The organism is Pseudomonas sp. LBUM1666 (assembly GCF_059695775.1).
Genome location: NZ_CP166789.1, coordinates 1458111 through 1477456 on the forward strand (window position 1 = coordinate 1458111; position 19346 = coordinate 1477456).

Sequence of the window (19346 nt, forward strand, 5' to 3'; positions counted from 1 at the left end):
TTGGCAGTTTACTTGTGATCGGCTTTGATGCAACCTAGAAACTACACTGTGCAGTGTAATGTTTTGTTAATCCTGTGCAGTGAACAATAGATCTCCGGCTGATGCGTGCGTGCCTTGGCCATTTATCGTCCCAAACGGAAATCGCGAATTGTGCGGTTTTTCTGGAGTCATCATGGCCATATCAACTTCCCCATCGGATAACGCCTCTACGCCTGAAGCTTCCCGTCATGTAGAAGGGCTCTTTCGAAACCATGCGCAGGTAAAGCGCGAAGGCTTTCGCAAAACCCTGCGCATCATGTGGAGCATGATTTTCCACAAGCCGCGTAACACCCGCCCGACCGCACCTGTCCCGGTGCAAACCCTCACTCAGGCAGCATTGATCGCCGCACCTAACCACAGCGTTTACCGCCTCGGCCATTCCACCGTACTACTGAAACTGCGGGACAAATTCTGGATCACCGACCCGGTCTTCGCCGAACGGGCCTCACCCGTGCAATGGGCCGGCCCGAAGCGCTTTCACCAGCCGCCGATCAGCCTCGAAGAGCTGCCGCCGATTGAAGCGGTGATCCTGTCCCACGATCACTACGACCACCTCGATTATCAAGCGGTGCTCAAACTGGCGGACAAGGCCAAGTACTTTCTGACGCCGCTGGGCGTGGGTGACACCCTGATCAAATGGGGCATCGACGCCAGCAAAGTGCGCCAGCTGGACTGGTGGCAAGGCACTGAGGTCGACGGTATTCAGTTCATCGCCACCCCTTCGCAGCACTTTTCCGGTCGCGGTCTGTTTGATGGCAACAGCACGCTGTGGGCCTCGTGGGTGATGGTCGATGGCGACACGCGAATCTTCTTCAGCGGCGACAGTGGTTATTTCGATGGCTTCAAACGTATCGGCGAACAGTACGGGCCGTTCGACCTGACACTCATGGAAACCGGTGCTTACAACGTCGAGTGGCCGCATGTTCACATGCAGCCGGAGCAAACCCTGCAAGCGCACATCGACCTCAAAGGTCGCTGGTTACTGCCGATTCACAACGGCACGTTCGATTTGTCGATGCACGCCTGGTACGAACCTTTCGACCGCATTCTGGCGTTGGCCTGGGAGCGGAATGTTTCGATCACCACGCCGCAGATGGGTCAGGCGTTCAATGTGATGTATCCGCAGCGGGGCAGCACTTGGTGGTCGGAGATGGAAAACGTTGGCGATCAGGTGGAGCCTCAGAACGCATAGCGTTGTGAAGCCGGGCTGCTTACCGCTGCAAGCGGCCCGGGCCGACACCTCACTCAACCATCGCATAATCCGCCCGCCCCACCGGATCAGGCGTCGACCCTTTCACATTCATCCCTCTCCCCGGCGCAAACCCCGGGAAGAATACCAACCCCTCCGATTCAAACCGATAAGCCAACGCCAGCCGCGTTACATCCAGCACATCGCGTTCATCTTCAAATCGCTGAATAGCGTCCACCGAAACCCCGGATTCCCGAGACAGTTCCTCCACACTCCAACCCAGCATCGCTCGGGCCTGAATGCTATGCGCGGGGGTGAATTGGAAAAGGGCGATACGTTCCAGGGTGATTTTCATCGCAAGAGAGGCCATGGTGTTCTCCGGGCTCAAGAGTGCTGATTCAAAAAATACTGTGTTTTTGTACAGTTGTTTTAAGCCCGAATCAAACTCATTTTTTGATCGGTTCTATTTTTCCTCTCAGGCAGGAGCGTTGGACCGACTACGCTATTTTTAGGCGGGCTGAAAGTTCAATGGGTTTTCAACACCCGTCAGCAGCAATGTTTGAACGTCAGCTTTCTGATTTTCAATACAAGGAAAGGTGGCGTTTCAGAGGCTGTGCGCCACAGCGTTATGCAGGGAAGGGAATCATGAAAAGACTACGTCTGCTATGTACCCTGATCGGTTTTACAAGTCTGCCCGTCCTGGCCGATATGGCATCGTCAAACAAAGATGCCTTTGTGACCAACCTGATGAATCAAATGACCCTGGAAGAAAAAGTCGGCCAACTGCGGCTGATCGCGATTGATGAAAAGATGACTCCCGAAAGGATGTACCAAGAAATCACCGCCGGGCGAATCGGGGGTACGTACGGCTCTGTGAGCCGTTACGTAAACCGACCCATGCAGGACGCGGCTCAACAAAGCCGCCTGAAAATACCGATGTTTTTCGGCTGGGATGTGATACACGGCCATCGAACCATTTTTCCCATTGGCCTGGCGTTGGCCTCCAGCTGGGATATGGACGCCATCGAGTTGAGCGGTCGAACGGCGGCGAAAGAAGCCAGTGCGGACGGTATCGATATGACCTTTGCACCGATGATAGATATCGCCCGTGATCCTCGCTGGGGGCGTACATCCGAAGGTTTCGGTGAAGACACCTATCTGGTTTCGCGCATTGCCAAAGTGATGGTTCAGGCCTACCAGGGCAAAAGCCTGAATGCACCCGACAGCATCATGGCCAGCGCCAAACACTTCGCGTTGTATGGTGCTGTCGAGGGTGGACGCGACTACAACAGCGTCGACATGGGCCTGGCCAGAATGCACCAGGACTACCTGCCACCTTATCGTTCGGCGATTGAGGGTGGTGCGGGAGCGATGATGGTGGCGCTTAACTCGATAAATGGCGTGCCAGCCGCTTCCAATGCATGGTTGATGCAAGACCTGCTTCGCAAAGCATGGGGCTTCAAGGGACTGGTCATCAGCGACCATAACGGGATAAACGATCTGGTTCAGCATGGTGTTGCGAAGAATCACCGCGAAGCGGCCAGGCTCGCGATCAGGGCCGGTGTTGATATGAGCATGAACGACTTCTCCTATGGTCCGGAGCTACCCGGGCTGCTTGAGTCTGGCGCTATTTCCCAGAGCAATATCGATAATGCTGTGCGGGAAGTCCTGGGGGCCAAGTACGACATGGGGCTGTTCGAAGATCCTTACCGGCGCATCGGCGTTGCCGGTGAAGACCCCGCTGATAACAATGCCGAAAACCGTCTGCACAGAGCGCAGGCCCGTGAGGTGGCACGCAAGACATTGGTGCTGCTGAAGAATGAAAACGGGCTCTTGCCGCTAAAAAAAGAGGGCGCGATCGCGCTCATAGGCCCGTTGGCAAAAAGTACCGTCGACATCATGGGCAGTTGGTCCGCAAGCGGCGTGCCCTCGCAATCGGTGACGATCTACGACGGCCTGAAAAGCGCCATGAACCAGGGCTCGCTGATCTATGCCCGAGGCGCCAATCTCGAGGAGGATCAGGAGGTTGTTAAATACCTGGAATATCAGGGAGTGTCCGAAATCGCGAACGACGCTCGTCCGGCAGCAGAGATGATTGACGAAGCGGTCAAGGCTGCACAGCAAGCCGATGTTGTGATTGCAGTAGTGGGTGAGCCCCGCAGTATGTCTCATGAAGCGGCCAGTCGAACCAGCCTCGATCTGCCAGGACGCCAGAGTGAGTTGATTACCGCTCTGAAAGCCACCGGCAAGCCGCTGGTACTGGTATTGATGAATGGCCGGCCACTGTCCATCGGCAAGGAGCAGAAGCAGTCCGATGCGATTCTGGAAACCTGGTACAGCGGCTCTGAGGGAGGCAACGCCGTTGCCGATGTATTGTTTGGTGACTACAACCCCTCCGGCAAGTTACCCATCACCTTTCCACGCTCCGTGGGGCAGATCCCTAATTACTACAGCCATTTGAACACCGGCCGCCCCTACCTGCCGGGTGGGCTTCGCAACTACACGTCTCAATATTTCGATCAATCCCATGGTCCGCTTTATCCCTTCGGCTATGGGCTGAGTTATACCGATTTCAGCCTGACCGACATGGCCCTGTCTTCGACCACACTGAACAAGACCGACAAGCTCATCGCCAGCGTCATAGTGAAAAATACCGGCCAGCGCGACGGCGAAACGGTGGTTCAGTTGTATATCCGCGATGTCGTTGGCTCCCTCAGCCGTCCGGTCAAAGAACTGAAGAACTTTCAAAAAATCATGCTCAAGGCCGGAGAAGAGAAAGCGGTCCACTTCAGCATTGATGAGAACGACTTGAAGTTCTTCAACGCTCAGTTGGAATACGCCGCCGAGCCGGGCGAGTTCCAGGTGCAAATCGGTCTGGATTCTCAGGATGTGAAGGCGCAGAGTTTTGAGTTGCTGTAAGAGTGAAGGCGCGTCAGACACAAGACCTGTGGCGAGGGGGCTTGCCCTAATGCCAGTAAGTTAAGGTGCGGACCTGTGGGAGCGGGCTTGCTCGCGAAAGCGGTGTGTCAGGCGACATCAATGTTGACTGTACCGCTGTCTTCGCGAGCAAGCCCGCTCCCACATGGATTGCGCTTAACTGACTGGCATTAGCGGCAATTGCCTCTCTATCTCGCCCCCTCCAACCAAACGGACGGCGCCTGCCCCAGTACGCGACGAAACATCGTTGAGAACGCCGCCGGGCTGTCATAACCAAAATCCAGGGCAATCCGCGTCACCGGTTCGCCCACCACCAGCCGCGCCAGAGCCAGCACCACGCAGGCCCGCTGCCGCCATTGGCTGAAACTCATACCGGTTTGTTGGCGGAACAGGCGATTGAAAGTCCGCAGGCTGATGTGCAACTGATCGGCCCATTGTTGTGGCGACTGATGAGCGTCGGGCCGCTGCACAAAGCCCTGGCACAACGTGAGTAGCCGCGCATCGACGGGCAGGGGAATGTGCAACGGCAGGTGAGTACTGCGCGCCAGTTCATGCAACAGCAAGCCGATCAGCATACCGTCGCGCCCGCGCTCGTCATACGCCAGCGGGATCTCCACCGCCTCCATCAGCAAGTGCCGCATCAATGGCGAAACGCTGATCACCTGGCAGCGATCCCTCAGATCCACCGCCCCCGGCTCGATATACAAACTGCGAGTACTCACCCCCAGCATCAGCACTTCATGCACCACCCCCGCCGGAATCCACACCGCCCGCTGTGGCGGCACCACCCAGTTGCCGTCGTGCGTGCTGACCTGCATCACCCCGGTGGCGCCGTACAACAATTGCGCCCGCCGATGCGTATGACGAGGCAACAAATGGCCGTGGGAATAATCCGTACCGATGGCCACCACCGGCCGTGGCGTGTGGTCCAGCAGATCAATCGAAACATTGCGCATCGAGCAGTCCCAGCAGTTGGCGTAAACGCGAACATTATTGGCTGACTTGCTGACGCAGGCCAAGGCGCCTCGTTCTATCGTCGACCGCTCTCAACCAACGGACGACGCGCAATGTTCTATCTCCTGCTGGCACTCTTCGGCTGCATGACCGGCATCACCGCGGTCCTGTTCGGTTTCGGCGGCGGCTTCGTCGTCGTGCCATTGCTGTATCGCATGCTCATGACCAGCCACGGCACAGACGACCCCGTCGGCCAATCGGCGATGCACATTGCTGTGGCAACCTCGACCTGCGTGATGATCGTCAACGCAACGATCGCCACCGGAAAACACCGATGCGCCGGTAATCTCATTCGTCATTACCTATGGCCGTTGGGCGGGTTTATCGGCGTGGGCGCGGTAGTCGGTGCCGTAGCGGCGATGTGGGCAAGTGGCGACGTGATTCGCTATGCCTTCATCGCGTACCTGGGCGTGACCATCGCGGATTGCCTGTTGCGACGCGGTTTTCTTACAGCGTCCGACACCGCCATCCCACGGCGATTGGGAAGGGCAGAAGTGTCTGGCGGGGGCGTAGGAATCGGCACCATTGCCACGTTTCTCGGGGTAGGCGGCAGCGTCATGACCGTGCCGTTGTTGCGGCGTTGTGGGTTGAGCATGTCCCAGGCGACGTCCATGGCCAATCCGCTAAGTTTGCCCGTGGCGTTGGCCGGGACGCTGACTTACATCGCGATGGCTGGACTTACCGAGTTTGATCTGGGGCCGTGGTTTGTGGGTTATGTGGATGTGCTGGCGTTTGCGGTTTTGACGGTGGGGTCGCTGGTGGGGATTCGGCTGGCCACGCCGTGGATTGGGCGGTTTCCGGATCGGGTGCATGCGCAGGTATATGTAGGTTTGCTAGTTTTGGTGATGCTGAGCATGTGCGCCACGTAGGGTTGGAATCGGTAGCCTTATTCGCAACAATGCGCCTTCGCATTGTTCAAGATTTCACGCAGGAGAATGCCATGTCGATCCTCGAAAGTGACTGGAAGAAATTCAAGGAACTGCGCAAGATCGCGCTCGATCGGTTTTGCCAGGGAGTTCTTGCCGATGCAAAAGCCATTACCCTGCACGGTGCGCTGTCTGCTCACGCTCGATACGGAATGCTCTACGGCTTGATCCATGATCGGAATAAGGACATGGCCCGAGCCTTTGACCATAACAGCCAATCCCGCTCCAGTGCTCTCACCGCTTTAAGGTTGTTTGTCATGCATGACTTGCTGACCGACGCAGAGTTATCAGTGCTCAGTGAAGATGCGCTGGACTACATCTCGGATGTCGTTCGCCGGCCTTATGAGCTCGAATGGGTCGAAGAGATCGTGCGGCAGGACTGAAAACGGTTATCACCAACCCTTTATAAGAGAACGATGGATGTGGATCTTCAATTGCACCGAAGCGGCAAGTAACTTCTTCAGCCGCGTCCACAAGGGTAAGAAAATGACCCCGATGGAGAAACCGCCATCGCCCGTTATCGAGGACGATGAGCCGGTTGAATTTGCCGAGCAGTGGCTGGTCCATGCCATCACCGTGCAACGCAAACACGTGCTGTTCGTCATTCACATACAAACCCGCTACTGCATGATTTTTGCGGATGCGAAGAAGGCCGACGTTAAAGGTTTCATTCAGCGGTTTTCTGATCGTTGGATGAACGGACTGATGCGTGATGCACTGCACCATGATGTCCTGCAATGGGTTGGTCATGACTCCATGCTTGAACGATTCAATGGAAGCTGCCGCCAATACAGGCTGTACAAACGCGGTCATCGCAGTGCGCAAGGCCATATAGGCGAAATCGCCTGGATCTTTGAGGATTACGCCGCAGAGTGGGGTTGTTTGCCGCCTGACGAGATCATGGCTGGTCGCTTTGACGCGAAGATGAACCACTTCATTAGAGGCAGCAAAAACGCCAAAGGCTATTTAGTGCCGGATGAGGAGATGATGGCTCACTGGATGCGTCAGTACTGTGGACTCGACGAGCCTGGCATCCAGGCCGCACGCAATCGACGTGATGAAGTAAAACGAGAAATACGGGAGCTGGAAGCGGCCTACGCGAAGCAGGGCCAGCCACCGCAATAATGCTGACGAAGCAAGTTACTTATCCGCCAACCCCGGCGCTTCGCGAATGATGAAGTGATCCAGATTCTCAATATTCGCACTGAACACCCCGAACGTTTGCTCGGGGTTTTTCTTGCTCGGCACCTGCTTCAACTCCGGCGTCACACCATAAAAGAAGCAAAACAACTCTTTCCCGCTCTCACTGGCATGCTTGATCTCTTCCAGAAACGCTTTGCGCTTGCGGTAGTTGTCGATCAGCTTTTTGCTCAAGTAAACGTTGACTGAATAAGGCTTCTTCTTCGCCTCGTCCGCTTGCTTGAACCAGACCTTTTGTTCGAAATCGATACGAAAGCTCTGCGTGTAATCCTTGATCTCCTTGATCTTGCCCCAGTAAATCAGCCCCTTGTTGTCCTGCAGATACTCGATCTTCTTGAAGAACGACCCATAAGGCGCCGTGTGCTCACCAATCTTCAGCGGCATGCGCTTGAGCAACTCCTTGTCCTCGAAGTTCGACACAAAACACTCCACCGGGTGGGCGAAGACACTGGTCTTGTCCGGTGCCGACTCGCGGCTCGGGTGTTCGACATTACTGGCCGCTGAAGAGGGTTTCGGATCGTCCCGCATCACATCTGCCGCCACCGCCGGGTTCGACGGCTTACGCACATACTCACGCCGAGTCAGCAACAACTCCGACGGGAAATGCTCCTCGCGACTGTCATCCGTTTCCGCACCGTCCGCGTCCACACCAGACGCCGACGCCTTGAGACTGACATAAGGACAATCCGCGACATGCCGGGTGCTGGGCGTGTTCTTGAAGTGCGGGGTGCGAACGTAGTTCACGTTTTTGGCGTTGAACGTCGTCAACACGTTTGCCGCATCGAAGGCCAAACGACAGGCGTCGTTGGGGCATTGGAAGTGTTCTTTGGCGGAGTCGAAATCCATGGTTTCGTCGAAATTCAAATCGCGCACGTCATAGATCGACAGCTTGTCGTCGAGGCTGAGGCAGTAGGCGAGGTCGAATTTCATGGTGGGCTCGGGTCCTTGAGGGGGGAAGGGTATTAATAGCGGGAGGCGCGTGATGGCGCACCTTTTAATTCATCTCAGTCTCGCCAACATCTTCATTTTCCGAACGATGTCATAACCTGGTGAGAATTGTAGGCGCGACCTACTCGCCACCGCAGCTCTAGAGATTCTGGTTCGAACTGATCGAGAGATCTTTCTGCCAATCGTGTAGGAGAATTCTTTAATTTTGGTAGTCTTCATCCTCTGATAAGAGGATGAGTGGATGCCAGCTGTCATTGCCGAAAATGATGAATCGAAGTGGAGCGATGAAACCGGGGTCCGATACCACTTCCCGAAACAGTACCGAGCAATTCTGACCGAAGGAACGGCGGTGCTGTATTACAAAGGGAAGATGACAAACAAGGCTTTTTCGGATCAGCGTTTGAGTACCAACCCCCATTATTTTGGTGTTGCTCGAATCGGAAAGGTTTATGCGGATGAGAACAGCACGCAAGGTGATTTTTTCGCTTTCATTGAGGGCTTCTGTAGTGGTCAACTAATCCCGGACACGACGTTAAGTTTTTCTTCGGCCCGAGCTGGCGCCAGTCCATCGTTGAATTGATGGGGCCGAATCCAGTTGTACCGATGCATCAAAAAATCACTGATATCGCGTTGGGCTTCTTGAGCAGTCCTGTAGCCCGTGGTCGGTATCCATTCTGTTTTCAAGCTGCGGAACACGCGCTCCATCGGCGCGTTGTCCCAGCAATTTCCCCGACGACTCATGCTCTGACGCATTCGATAACGCCACAGTCGCTGGCGAAATAAACGACTCGCATACTGGGCGGATTCAACCGGTCGTCGCAACACTGGATTGTTGAATTGATTTTAGATACTTGTTTAGTGCTTCGGCAGGTGTTTTCCAGCCGAGTGTTTTCCGAGGCCTTGTGTTCAGCGCATGGGCTACGGCTTGGATCTCTTGGGCACTCCAGCGAGACAGGTCGGTACCTTTCGGGAAGTATTGGCGCAGAAGACCGTTCGTATTCTCGTTCGTGCCGCGCTACCATGGACTATGAGGGTCAGCAAAAAAGACCTTCACTCCGGATTCGATGGTAAATCGAGCGTGATCAGATAGTTCCTTTCCACGATCCCAAGTCAAAGATTGCCACAATTCGATGGGTAGGTCAGTCACCGTCTTCTTCAGTGCATTGGCCATAGTGACAGCCCCGTAGCCGGCCAGCGCCGGGCCGTTCTTCGTTCGAGGAATTAGCCCATAACCTTCCTCGCGAGGCAGGTGGACGAGCATGGTGAATCGAGTTGAGCGCTCGACCAGGGTTCCAATCGCAGATCGGTTCAGACCGATGATCAGGTCTCCCTCCCAATGCCCTGGTACAGCCCGGTCTTCCACCTCAGCAGGGCGACTGGAGATCATGACATCCTCGCTGACGTGCGCCCATGTTTTGGCCTGCGCCCTAGCTCTCGGCACACGCAATGCTCGCCCTGTGCGCAGGCAGCTCACTAGCTCGCGCTTAAGAGCTCCTCGCCCCTGAATATAGAGGGCCTGATATATGGCTTCGTGAGAGATGCGCATGGATTCATCGTCCGGAAAATCGATCTTTAACCGGTTGGTAATCTGTTCGGGCGACCAGCCATTGACCCATTTACGGTCACTGCGATGTGGTTTATTTCGGCCTTTGAAGGGAGCTTGTCGAGGCCCAACAATCTCGCGACCATTAGCGCCGTGAACTTTACCCTCCAGACGGTCTTGCACGTAGTGACACAGCCGCGGGTTAGTCAACAGTTTCGCTGGCTTCGGTCTTTTGGCAACCAGTTCTGCCTTCCATTGTGCGACTGAAGCACGATACTCAAGCCGACCGCAACGAGTTGCAGCATTACGTGTCAGTTCCCGTGAAACTGTCGACGGGCTTCGTCCAAGGAGACGCGCAATCTCACGTACGCCAACACCTTTCGCCCGAAGCAGCCCAATCTCTTCTCGCTCTGCGAACGATAAGTACCTTCCGGATATTTGGTTAGACATGAACAATGGCATCCCGCCCCGATGACGGAACCAGCGTGTGCCTACCGCTGATGATACGCCAGTCGCCTCCGCTGCCTTTTCGCTTGTGATCCCGGTTGCGATTTGTTTCCAGAATAGCCGCTCGATTTCATTACGAAGTGACGGCGCACCTGGCGAACGCATCGCTCCACGCCCCGTCAACTTTTGCATCCAGCCTGCAGACCGTCCCATAAACACCTCGATCAAAGGTGTTGCGACGACCGGTTGAATCCGCCCTGCGACCCTTGATCAGAGTGAAACAGCAGGCCCTGAGGCCTTCCTCGTTGTTCGTAGGCCATATCCAGCGCCTTGATAACCAGCTCGGCGTCCGGCTTTTCCGACAACGCCCAGCCCACCACCCGGCGCGCGCAAAGATCCATCACGACCGCCAGGTAATGCCATTTCCCCTGAGCCCAAATGTAGGTGATGTCGCCGCACCACACTTGGTTGGGTGCCGGGACATCGAACTCCCGATTCAAGATGTTCGGGATATCCAACCGCTCAACCGTCGCCCGTTTATAAGCATGAGACCCTGGCTGTTTGCTCACGAGATCAAGCTCACGCATCAAGCTGCGTACTTTGAACCGACCGAGTTGCTCACCATCGTCACGCATCAACGAGAGAATGCTACGGCTGCCGGCAGCACTGCGACTTTGCGAAAACAACTCGCTCACCCGGCTGCGTAGCCGAAGCCGTTCGACATCAGGCGTTCGACGCTTGAGGCGGTGGGCGTAGTAACTTGAGCGGTTGATTTCAAACACTTGGCACAGCCAATCAACCGGCTCGTGGACGCTCAGCTGATTGATCAGCGCGTACGCTCGTGATCTTCCGACATCAAGAGCGCGGTAGCCTTTTTAGTATCGATTTCTCCCGTTCAAGGCGGGCGATCCGGGCTTCCAGCTCCTGGATTTTCTGCTGCTCTGATGTCAGCGCTTTGCTCTGCGGAGTAACGCCTTGGCGTTCCTTCTGAACCTGGTCAACCCAACGGCGCAGGGCCGACTCGCCGACGCCGAGTGAACGGCTGGCTTCGATGTAGCTGTAGTTTTGCTTGAGCACGAGGTCGGCAGCCTCGCGTTTGAACTCAGCGGAAAAGGAACGGCGTTGTTTGGTCATCTGACACCTCGATCTGGCGAGCATTCTCGCCTAAATGGGTGTCCGGTTTCATTAGACCACTACACTTCAGACCCTTTGAATCTGCAGTTCCGATCAAGTTCGACGGGGAGTACCTTGAGCAGATTCCTCTAAAACTGACGAGTAATTACTGGCGTAATGGTGTCCGGTTAATTGACCAGATGGTGTTTGACGACATCTGTTCCCATGCGGTGCTGAAGCTGGAGCAGATTGACGATTTCAGCCTAGTCGATAGTGCGCAGGAGTTTGAGACTAGCGTTATCGGGACTGAAGGAAAAAAAATCACCTATTACGGTGTGAGGTATGAGCGCTGTCCAAAGCTCAGGCGTCAGGCAATCGCTATTCATGGGCTTCGATGCAAAGCCTGTGATTTTGACTTCGAGAAAGCGTATGGCGCGCATGCAAAAGGCTTTATTCATGTACACCATGTGAAGCCCATTTCCGAACTTGACGAGGACCAGGTTGTCGATCCAGCGACTGACTTGATCCCACTCTGTGCAAATTGCCACGCGATTGTTCATAGGAAACCCCAACAGTTGCTGAGCGTTGAACAACTGAAAGGTCTTCTCAATGGTCGATGGGTTTTCGACGATTTAACCTAAGCGAATCCTTTGACGAATGAAACATGTGTACGACCCTCCGCCACCAAGGCTCAACCACGGTCACCCGTTGTTGCGGCTGATCGTGCAACAGGTAGGGCATGTCTCGCAGCCGAATCCAGCCCTCATTCTGCCAATGCAACAGACTCAACGACATCTCGGGCTAGTCCAACAAACTTAACATCGGCCGATCTGCATTCTTCGATTGCCCCGCATCGCGCAAGGCCGGAACCACTTGATGGGTCAACCACTCACGCAATAACCGATTCCCGGGCGCGTAGTGATACACCAGCAACGCATAAGCACCGGATTCGCTGAGCATTAGTCGTTGCTCAGATTGTCCGTAGTACTCAATCAGCAACGTATGCCGCTGATCCTCGTCCAATTTGTTGACCACACGATCACTTAGATGGAAGCCCATTAGCCGACCGAGATCGCGGGCGCAGAACCATGGCTGGTTTTCCAAAAGGATGGCATGGAGGTGGAGGTTGTGGCGTGCGAAGCGTGTTGGAATGATCGGATCAGGCATGACCGATCTCCGAGAAGGAGGATGAGCGGAGTGGTCTTTGTGTCGGCATATCCATTACCTCTACGAGTGAATTTTGAGAGGGCCAAAACCCGACGTAGAGGACTTAAGGAAATCCCAACAAGCATTCTCTTCAAACACAAAGTCGTATGTCTTTTAGACATGCGCGATCACTGTGTCATTGAGTAGCTTTCTACGTTGGGCGTTTCTTAGGCACCTGCAATTGAGCTTAGAGGTGCTTTGAATGGGTATCAATGGGGAAGCGGCTGTAAGTGTTGTAGGAGTTGTAGCGGATTAGCGTAGGGGTGAAAACGGTTTTCCAGCTCAATAAAAAAGCCCCGATCAGATCGGGGCTTTTGCTTTTTCGATTTGTCGATTCAGATTGCAATCGTCAAATTGTGGCTCGGGAATCAATCCCAGCTAAGCGCACCACCAGTCTGATACTCAATAACCCGAGTCTCAAAGAAATTCTTCTCTTTCTTCAAGTCCATAATCTCGCTCATCCAAGGGAACGGGTTAGTCGTCCCCGGATACTCTTCTTTCAACCCAATCTGCGACAAACGACGGTTAGCAATGAACTTCAGATAGTCCTCCATCATCGCCGCGTTCATGCCCAACACGCCGCGAGGCATGGTGTCACGCGCGTATTCAATCTCCAGCTGAGTGCCTTGCAGAATCATCTGCGAAGCTTCTTCCTTCATTTCAGCATCCCACAAGTGTGGGTTTTCGATTTTGATCTGGTTGATCACGTCGATACCGAAGTTCAGGTGCATGGATTCGTCGCGCAGGATGTATTGGAACTGCTCGGCGACGCCGGTCATTTTGTTGCGGCGGCCCATGGAGAGGATCTGGGTGAAGCCGCAGTAGAAGAAGATGCCTTCCAGAACGCAGTAGTAGGCGATCAGGTTGCGCAGCAATTCTTTGTCGGTTTCGACGGTGCCGGTTTCGAACTTCGGATCGGAGATCGAGCGGGTGTATTTCAGGCCCCAGGTGGCTTTTTTCGCGACCGATGGGATCTCGTGGTACATGTTGAAGATCTCGCCTTCATCCATGGCCAACGATTCGATGCAGTACTGGTAGGCGTGGGTGTGGATCGCCTCTTCGAATGCCTGGCGCAGGATGTACTGGCGGCATTCCGGGTTGGTGATCAGGCGGTACACGGCCAGCACCAGGTTGTTGGCAACCAGGGAGTCGGCGGTGGAGAAGAAGCCGAGGTTGCGCATGACGATGCGGCGTTCGTCGTCGGTCAGGCCTTCCGGGTCTTTCCAGAGGGCGATGTCGGCGGTCATATTGACTTCTTGCGGCATCCAGTGGTTTGCGCAGCCGTCCAGGTACTTCTGCCAGGCCCAGTCGTACTTGAAGGGAACGAGTTGGTTGAGGTCGGCGCGGCAGTTGATCATGCGCTTTTCGTCGACGGCCACACGGGCGGAGGCGCCTTCGAGTTCGGCGAGGCCTTCGGCGATGTCGAGGTTGTCCAGGGCAGCTTTGGCACGGGCGATTGCGGCGGAGTCGGACGCGGTTACAGCGCGGGCTTCTTGAGCCGCGACGCCACCAGCGGTGTCGAGGCGGTCCATGTTGGCTTCAGTGGCGTGCCCGGCGTTGGCGCCTTTTACAACGGTTTCGCCGCTGTCTTCTTTGTCGAATTCGTCCCAGCTCAGCATGACGTGTCGTCTCCTGCGTGAGGGCCAGATGCCCGTGTGAAAACTGATTGGTTGGTTTTTCACACGACCGTACTGGCCGCGTTGGATAGCGTTTTTTGCAGCGGTACACGCAGGCAAATAAACATAATTTTGTACGGGGTTCCGAGAGCCTCTGACGGGCGCTGAAATCGGTGAAGACTTCGGCGTGGGCTTCAGACTGGCTGTTATCCCTGTAAGGGAATATTGCAGGCCCGTTAAGGCGGCATTATAGGGAAATTTTTGCGGCCGTGGTGGGGCGAATCCGCGCATGGAGCGGTCGAGAAGGAGGGTTTTTCGGTCGGAGCGAGGGTTTACAGGGCTTTGGCTGGATGTCGCGGGTGCAGATTTTTTTTCATAAATTTTAGCGGGCAATTTTTTTGTTCAAAAAACAGCCAGAAAACTGCCTTTTTCACTACATGTTGTGTTTTGAGTCGGTTTTCGATGGCTCCAGACACAACTAAGCCCGACCGAGGTCGGGCTGTAACGTCACGCTAGATGATCAGCTGAAGCGGGCGGCGCCAACGTGATCTGCGCCATCGGCAGCCACTTTAGCAGCGCCGGTGTGATCAAAACCGTCAGAAGCGAGTTTGGCAGCGCCCGTGTGATCGGAGCCATCGGAGGCGAGAGACGCCGAACCGGTATGGTCGTAACCATCAGAAGCGACAGCCGCTTGCGTGCTGTAAGCACCCGAGCCAGTGCGATCGAAGCCGTCAGCGGCGAAGGTGTTAGCGGCCAGGACGGAGAGGGTCAGGGCGAGGATCAGTTTGGTTTTCATGGTAGTGGCTCCAGGTTCGTTGGTGTTTTGTGCCTTGGGTGTGGAATTCATACTACGCCAGCTAATTTGATTAAAAAGCGCAAATAAACGCTTATATCAATCGTATAAATCGATATATAAGGTTCGGCGCTTCATCTGCCTTAATAGCGGGCGGGTGGGTCGAACCTTGGGAGGGTGAGAGCGGGTGATTAGCCGTTGGAGCAGCCGTTACCCATAACGCTGTAGCGCAGAATGTGGCGTTGGCCTTTGGAGTCGTCGTATTCCATTTTCGCCGGAACAACTTCACACACATTCGGGATTTCGCTCATGGAGACAACTTTGGCGATGTCCAGGTGAGTGGAGTAAGTGTATTCCTCAACGGCGGGTTGCTGCTGTGCGACATCAGTCGGGACCTCGTCTGCCATGGCGGTTGCGCACAGGCTGCTGAGGGCCAGAACTAATAAAGCTTTCATTTCAGATTTACCTTTTAGAGGTCGAGTGGGGTCACGCAACCTTTTTGGGGTTGCGTGTAGAACTTAAGTACTGGTTTTGGATTAACTGCCTTCGTGGGGGCTGCAACTTGGTTAATCACGTTGCCTGGTTGGCGAGGCTGATTTTAGGCGTGGGGTTTACATTCATATAGGCGTGCTTTTGATAAACACTATTGGCAGATCCTGTAACAATCCTCGAAAAGCGACCTTTGGCTCGCTGATGAAGCCAATTTAATAAATGCCCAAAGCCCCTGAAATCAGCGCCCTTGAGCGCTTCGGCGAGGTATAGCCACATTTTGTAGGGGCTTGTTACTACCATCGTCGAATGGTTCTATAGGCTCGGCCCGGCTACAACTGGGTCATACAAAAACAACTATTCCACCGAGGTAACAAAGATGAGTGCGGCTTCTCTGTATCCCGTTCGTCCCGAGGTTGCGGCCAACACGTTGACTGATGAGGCGACCTACAAGGCCATGTACCAGCAGTCCGTCGTTAACCCGGACGGCTTCTGGCGCGAGCAAGCCAAGCGCCTCGACTGGATCAAGCCTTTCACCACGGTGAAACAGACTTCCTTCGACGATCACCATGTCGACATCAAATGGTTCGCCGACGGCACCCTGAACGTTTCCTACAACTGCCTCGACCGTCATCTGGCCGAGCGCGGCGATCAAATCGCGATTATTTGGGAGGGGGATGACCCTGCCGAAAGCCGCAACATCACTTATCGCGAGCTGCACGAACAAGTCTGCAAGTTCGCCAACGCCTTGCGCGGCCAGGATGTGCACCGCGGCGACGTGGTGACTATCTATATGCCGATGATCCCCGAAGCCGTGGTCGCCATGCTGGCGTGTACCCGGATCGGCGCGATTCACTCGGTAGTGTTCGGTGGTTTCTCGCCGGAAGCCCTGGCTGGCCGGATCATCGACTGCAAATCCAAAGTGGTGATCACGGCTGACGAAGGTGTTCGTGCCGGCAAGAAGATCCCGCTCAAGACCAACGTCGACGACGCGCTGACCAACCCGGAAACCAGCAGCATTCAGAAAGTTATCGTGTGCAAGCGCACCGGTGGCAACATCAAGTGGAACCAGCATCGCGACATCTGGTACGAAGACCTGATGAAAGTGGCGGGCAGTGTCTGCGCGCCGAAAGAGATGGGCGCTGAAGAAGCACTGTTCATCCTTTATACCTCCGGTTCGACCGGTAAGCCGAAGGGTGTACAGCACACCACCGCCGGCTACCTGTTGTACGCGGCGATGACTCACGAACGCGTGTTCGATTACCGTCCGGGCGAAGTCTACTGGTGCACCGCAGACGTCGGTTGGGTCACCGGCCACAGTTACATCGTCTACGGCCCGCTGGCCAATGGCGCGACCACGCTGCTGTTCGAAGGTGTGCCGAACTACCCGGACATCACCCGGGTGGCGAAAATCGTCGACAAGCATAAGGTCAACATCCTCTACACCGCACCCACGGCGATCCGCGCGATGATGGCGTCGGGCAAGGCCGCCGTTGAAGGCGCTGATGGCAGCAGCCTGCGCCTGCTCGGTTCGGTGGGTGAGCCGATCAATCCGGAAGCGTGGGATTGGTACTACAAGAACGTCGGCCAATCCCGTTGCCCGATCGTCGACACTTGGTGGCAGACCGAAACGGGCGGCAACATGATGAGCCCGCTGCCGGGTGCGCACGCGCTCAAGCCGGGTTCTGCTGCACGTCCGTTCTTCGGTGTAGTGCCGGCGTTGGTGGATAACCTGGGTAACATTATCGAAGGCGTTGCCGAGGGCAACCTGGTGATTCTCGATTCGTGGCCAGGCCAGGCGCGCACGCTGTATGGCGACCATGACCGTTTCGTCGACACCTACTTCAAGACGTTCCGCGGCATGTACTTCACCGGTGACGGTGCGCGTCGTGACGAAGACGGTTACTACTGGATTACCGGTCGCGTGGATGACGTGCTCAACGTATCCGGCCACCGCATGGGGACTGCCGAGATTGAAAGCGCGATGGTCGCCCACCCGAAAGTCGCCGAAGCGGCCGTGGTTGGTGTGCCGCACGACATCAAAGGGCAGGGCATCTATGTCTATGTCACGTTGATCGGTGGCGAAGAGCCGAGCGAGCAGCTGCGACTTGAGCTGAAAAACTGGGTCCGTAAAGAGATTGGCCCGATTGCCTCGCCGGATGTCATCCAGTGGGCGCCGGGTCTGCCGAAAACCCGTTCGGGCAAAATCATGCGCCGCATCCTGCGCAAGATTGCTACGGCCGAATACGATGGGTTGGGGGATATCTCCACCCTGGCGGATCCGGGTGTGGTGCAGCATTTGATTGATGAGCACAAGATCATGAACGTCGCTTAACCGCCGTACCTGAGTCATCGAAGCCCCGTCAGGTGTTGAGCCTGGTGGGGCTTTTTGTTGCCTGATGGTTTTATGTTGTCTGCTCTGGCCTCTTCGCGAGCAGGCTCACTCCTACAGGGAATTGTGGTGTGCATGCAATCTGAGCCACTCCCCAAAACCCTGTAGGAGTGAGCCTGCTCGCGATGGCGATCTGTCAGGCACCACATCAACAACGGCCAATAATTATCGGCTTCGTCTGTAGGCGATTTCCCATTGTTACCGGCCACCCTTCAAGTAACTGAATGTGTAACCTCTCGCTCCGATACGGGGCATTGGGAAACGCAAAGCCCGGTCATCGGGCCTGCTCAGCCCCTGCAATAAATAAGACACAACGCTACGCTTGCCGGATTAGAAGGGTTTGCCAATAATAGGCCCGCAATTTGCAGCATAGATCGGTTCACTGTCTTTTGCTCTTGCATGAATTTGCAAGGCTGTCAACGCGCCCAAGCGGCTTTCTCGGTGCTTCTGTAATTAGTTGTCGCATTGAAGAAATATCGGCTTCGGGCCTGTCGTTAGAATGCCGATCACTCGCTCGTTGTAGCTCGCGTTGAAAAAAGCGCGCGATTCCTACGACGCAGCACCGCTTTGCGGTTCCACTCATTCGCATATTGGGCTATCGCTCACTCTGCCGTTTTAGCCCTTTACCGATGGAGTCCCAAGATGAAGAAACTCGTGCTGCTTGGCGCCCTGGCACTGTCCGTGCTGTCCCTGCCGACTTTCGCCGATGAAAAGCCTCTGAAAATTGGTATCGAAGCGGCTTACCCTCCGTTCGCTTCCAAAGCGCCGGACGGCAGCATCGTTGGTTTCGACTACGACATCGGCAACGCTCTGTGCGAAGAGATGAAGGTCAAGTGCGTTTGGGTCGAGCAAGAGTTCGACGGTCTGATCCCGGCACTCAAAGTGCGCAAGATCGACGCGATCCTGTCGTCCATGTCGATCACTGAAGACCGCAAGAAGTCCGTGGACTTCACCAACAAGTACTACAACACCCCGGCCCGCCTGGTCATGAAGGCCGGCACTCCAGTCAGCGACAGTCTGGCTGAGCTCAAGGGCAAGAACATTGGCGTGCAACGTGGTTCGATCCACGAGCGTTTCGCCCGCGAAGTCCTGGCCCCGCTGGGTGCCGAGATCAAGCCTTACGGTTCGCAGAATGAAATTTACCTCGACGTGGCTGCTGGCCGCCTCGACGGCACCGTGGCAGACGCTACGCTGCTGGATGACGGTTTCCTGAAAACCGACGCTGGCAAAGGTTTCGCCTTCGTTGGCCCGGCCTTCACCGACGTCAAATACTTCGGCGACGGCGTAGGTATTGCGGTTCGCAAGGGTGACGCGCTGAAAGACAAGATCAACACCGCGATCACCGCCATTCGTGAGAACGGCAAGTACAAGCAAATCCAGGACAAGTACTTCGCCTTCGATATCTACGGCAAGTAATACGTCCCGGCGACAAGTCCGAAATGGCGCAAGCAACAGGATCTCTGAGGTTTGCGCCATTTTTTCATCCCCCTTTTC

14 protein-coding genes and 5 pseudogenes are annotated in these 19346 nt (G+C 55.4%); 9 read left to right on the forward strand and 10 right to left on the reverse strand.

Annotated elements, in window-relative coordinates:
* Positions 1-172 precede the first annotated feature (172 nt).
* Positions 173-1231 (forward strand): MBL fold metallo-hydrolase, encoded by a 1059-nt coding sequence (locus tag ACA056_RS06570; RefSeq protein ID WP_497271375.1) that lies wholly within the window; start codon positions 173-175, stop codon positions 1229-1231.
* 49 nt (positions 1232-1280) lie between these two features.
* Here the strand turns inward: ACA056_RS06570 and ACA056_RS06575 are convergent, their stop codons facing one another.
* A complete protein-coding gene (locus tag ACA056_RS06575; protein ID WP_497271377.1) occupies positions 1281-1598 on the reverse strand; it encodes a helix-turn-helix domain-containing protein in 318 nt (105 codons plus the stop codon).
* A gap of 275 nt (positions 1599-1873) precedes the next feature.
* On the opposite strand from ACA056_RS06575, the gene bglX reads away from it, so the two are divergent.
* Positions 1874-4147, forward strand: coding sequence for a beta-glucosidase BglX (bglX, locus tag ACA056_RS06580; RefSeq protein WP_497271379.1), 2274 nt, complete (start codon positions 1874-1876; stop codon positions 4145-4147).
* A 206-nt stretch (positions 4148-4353) separates the two neighbouring features.
* Here the strand turns inward: bglX and ACA056_RS06585 are convergent, their stop codons facing one another.
* Positions 4354-5121 carry an AraC family transcriptional regulator gene (locus ACA056_RS06585; RefSeq protein WP_497271381.1) on the reverse strand — a complete coding sequence of 256 codons (768 nt, stop codon included), beginning with the start codon at positions 5119-5121 and terminating at the stop codon, positions 4354-4356.
* A 111-nt stretch (positions 5122-5232) separates the two neighbouring features.
* On the opposite strand from ACA056_RS06585, the gene ACA056_RS06590 reads away from it, so the two are divergent.
* The 3 genes from ACA056_RS06590 (at position 5233) to ACA056_RS06600 (ending at position 7230) form a co-directional block, all read left to right on the forward strand.
* A complete protein-coding gene (locus tag ACA056_RS06590; RefSeq protein WP_497271383.1) occupies positions 5233-6048 on the forward strand; it encodes a sulfite exporter TauE/SafE family protein in 816 nt (271 codons plus the stop codon).
* Between the two features lie 71 nt (positions 6049-6119).
* Entirely contained in the window at positions 6120-6488 is a 369-nt protein-coding gene (locus tag ACA056_RS06595; RefSeq protein WP_033056758.1) for a hypothetical protein, read from the forward strand.
* Between the two features lie 37 nt (positions 6489-6525).
* A complete protein-coding gene (locus ACA056_RS06600) occupies positions 6526-7230 on the forward strand; it encodes a DUF6933 domain-containing protein (RefSeq protein WP_497271385.1) in 705 nt (234 codons plus the stop codon).
* Positions 7231-7245: 15 nt separating this feature from the next.
* Here ACA056_RS06600 and ACA056_RS06605 read toward each other — a convergent pair whose 3' ends face one another.
* Positions 7246-8235 (reverse strand): hypothetical protein, encoded by a 990-nt coding sequence (locus ACA056_RS06605; RefSeq protein WP_497271387.1) that lies wholly within the window; start codon positions 8233-8235, stop codon positions 7246-7248.
* A gap of 259 nt (positions 8236-8494) precedes the next feature.
* On the opposite strand from ACA056_RS06605, the pseudogene ACA056_RS06610 reads away from it, so the two are divergent.
* Positions 8495-8755 (forward strand): annotated as a pseudogene (locus ACA056_RS06610) (restriction endonuclease); the annotation flags it as partial.
* Between the two features lie 8 nt (positions 8756-8763).
* Here the strand turns inward: ACA056_RS06610 and ACA056_RS06615 are convergent.
* The 3 pseudogenes from ACA056_RS06615 to ACA056_RS06625 all read right to left on the reverse strand — a co-directional run.
* A pseudogene (locus ACA056_RS06615) lies at positions 8764-9054 on the reverse strand (integrase core domain-containing protein); the annotation flags it as partial.
* A gap of 4 nt (positions 9055-9058) precedes the next feature.
* Positions 9059-10435: pseudogene (locus ACA056_RS06620) on the reverse strand (IS30 family transposase).
* A gap of 35 nt (positions 10436-10470) precedes the next feature.
* Positions 10471-11377, reverse strand: a pseudogene (locus ACA056_RS06625) (IS3 family transposase); the annotation flags it as partial.
* Positions 11378-11415: 38 nt separating this feature from the next.
* On the opposite strand from ACA056_RS06625, the gene ACA056_RS06630 reads away from it, so the two are divergent.
* Positions 11416-11997: an HNH endonuclease gene (locus ACA056_RS06630; protein ID WP_497271389.1), complete on the forward strand. Its 582-nt coding sequence runs from the start codon at positions 11416-11418 to the stop codon at positions 11995-11997.
* Here the strand turns inward: ACA056_RS06630 and ACA056_RS06635 are convergent.
* From ACA056_RS06635 to ACA056_RS06650, 4 genes and pseudogenes are all read right to left on the reverse strand, one after another.
* Positions 11963-12523 (reverse strand): annotated as a pseudogene (locus ACA056_RS06635) (BRO-N domain-containing protein). The gene ACA056_RS06630 and the pseudogene ACA056_RS06635 sit on opposite strands and share 35 nt — an antisense overlap.
* 407 nt (positions 12524-12930) lie before the next feature.
* Positions 12931-14181 carry a ribonucleotide-diphosphate reductase subunit beta gene (locus ACA056_RS06640; RefSeq protein WP_008034875.1) on the reverse strand — a complete coding sequence of 417 codons (1251 nt, stop codon included), beginning with the start codon at positions 14179-14181 and terminating at the stop codon, positions 12931-12933.
* 517 nt (positions 14182-14698) lie between these two features.
* Positions 14699-14974, reverse strand: a complete 276-nt coding sequence (locus ACA056_RS06645) for a hypothetical protein (RefSeq protein ID WP_497271391.1) — start codon at positions 14972-14974, stop codon at positions 14699-14701.
* 188 nt (positions 14975-15162) lie between these two features.
* Positions 15163-15426, reverse strand: coding sequence for a DUF2790 domain-containing protein (locus ACA056_RS06650; RefSeq protein WP_283181350.1), 264 nt, complete (start codon positions 15424-15426; stop codon positions 15163-15165).
* 413 nt (positions 15427-15839) lie between these two features.
* Here ACA056_RS06650 and acs point away from each other — a divergent pair, with 413 nt between their 5' ends.
* Both acs and ACA056_RS06660 read left to right on the forward strand, forming a co-directional pair.
* Positions 15840-17795: an acetate--CoA ligase gene (gene acs, locus ACA056_RS06655; RefSeq protein WP_497271393.1), complete on the forward strand. Its 1956-nt coding sequence runs from the start codon at positions 15840-15842 to the stop codon at positions 17793-17795.
* A gap of 699 nt (positions 17796-18494) precedes the next feature.
* The gene (locus tag ACA056_RS06660) at positions 18495-19268 is read left to right on the forward strand and encodes an ABC transporter substrate-binding protein (protein ID WP_008154331.1); all 774 of its coding nucleotides are present in this window, start codon (positions 18495-18497) and stop codon (positions 19266-19268) included.
* Positions 19269-19346 lie beyond the last annotated feature (78 nt).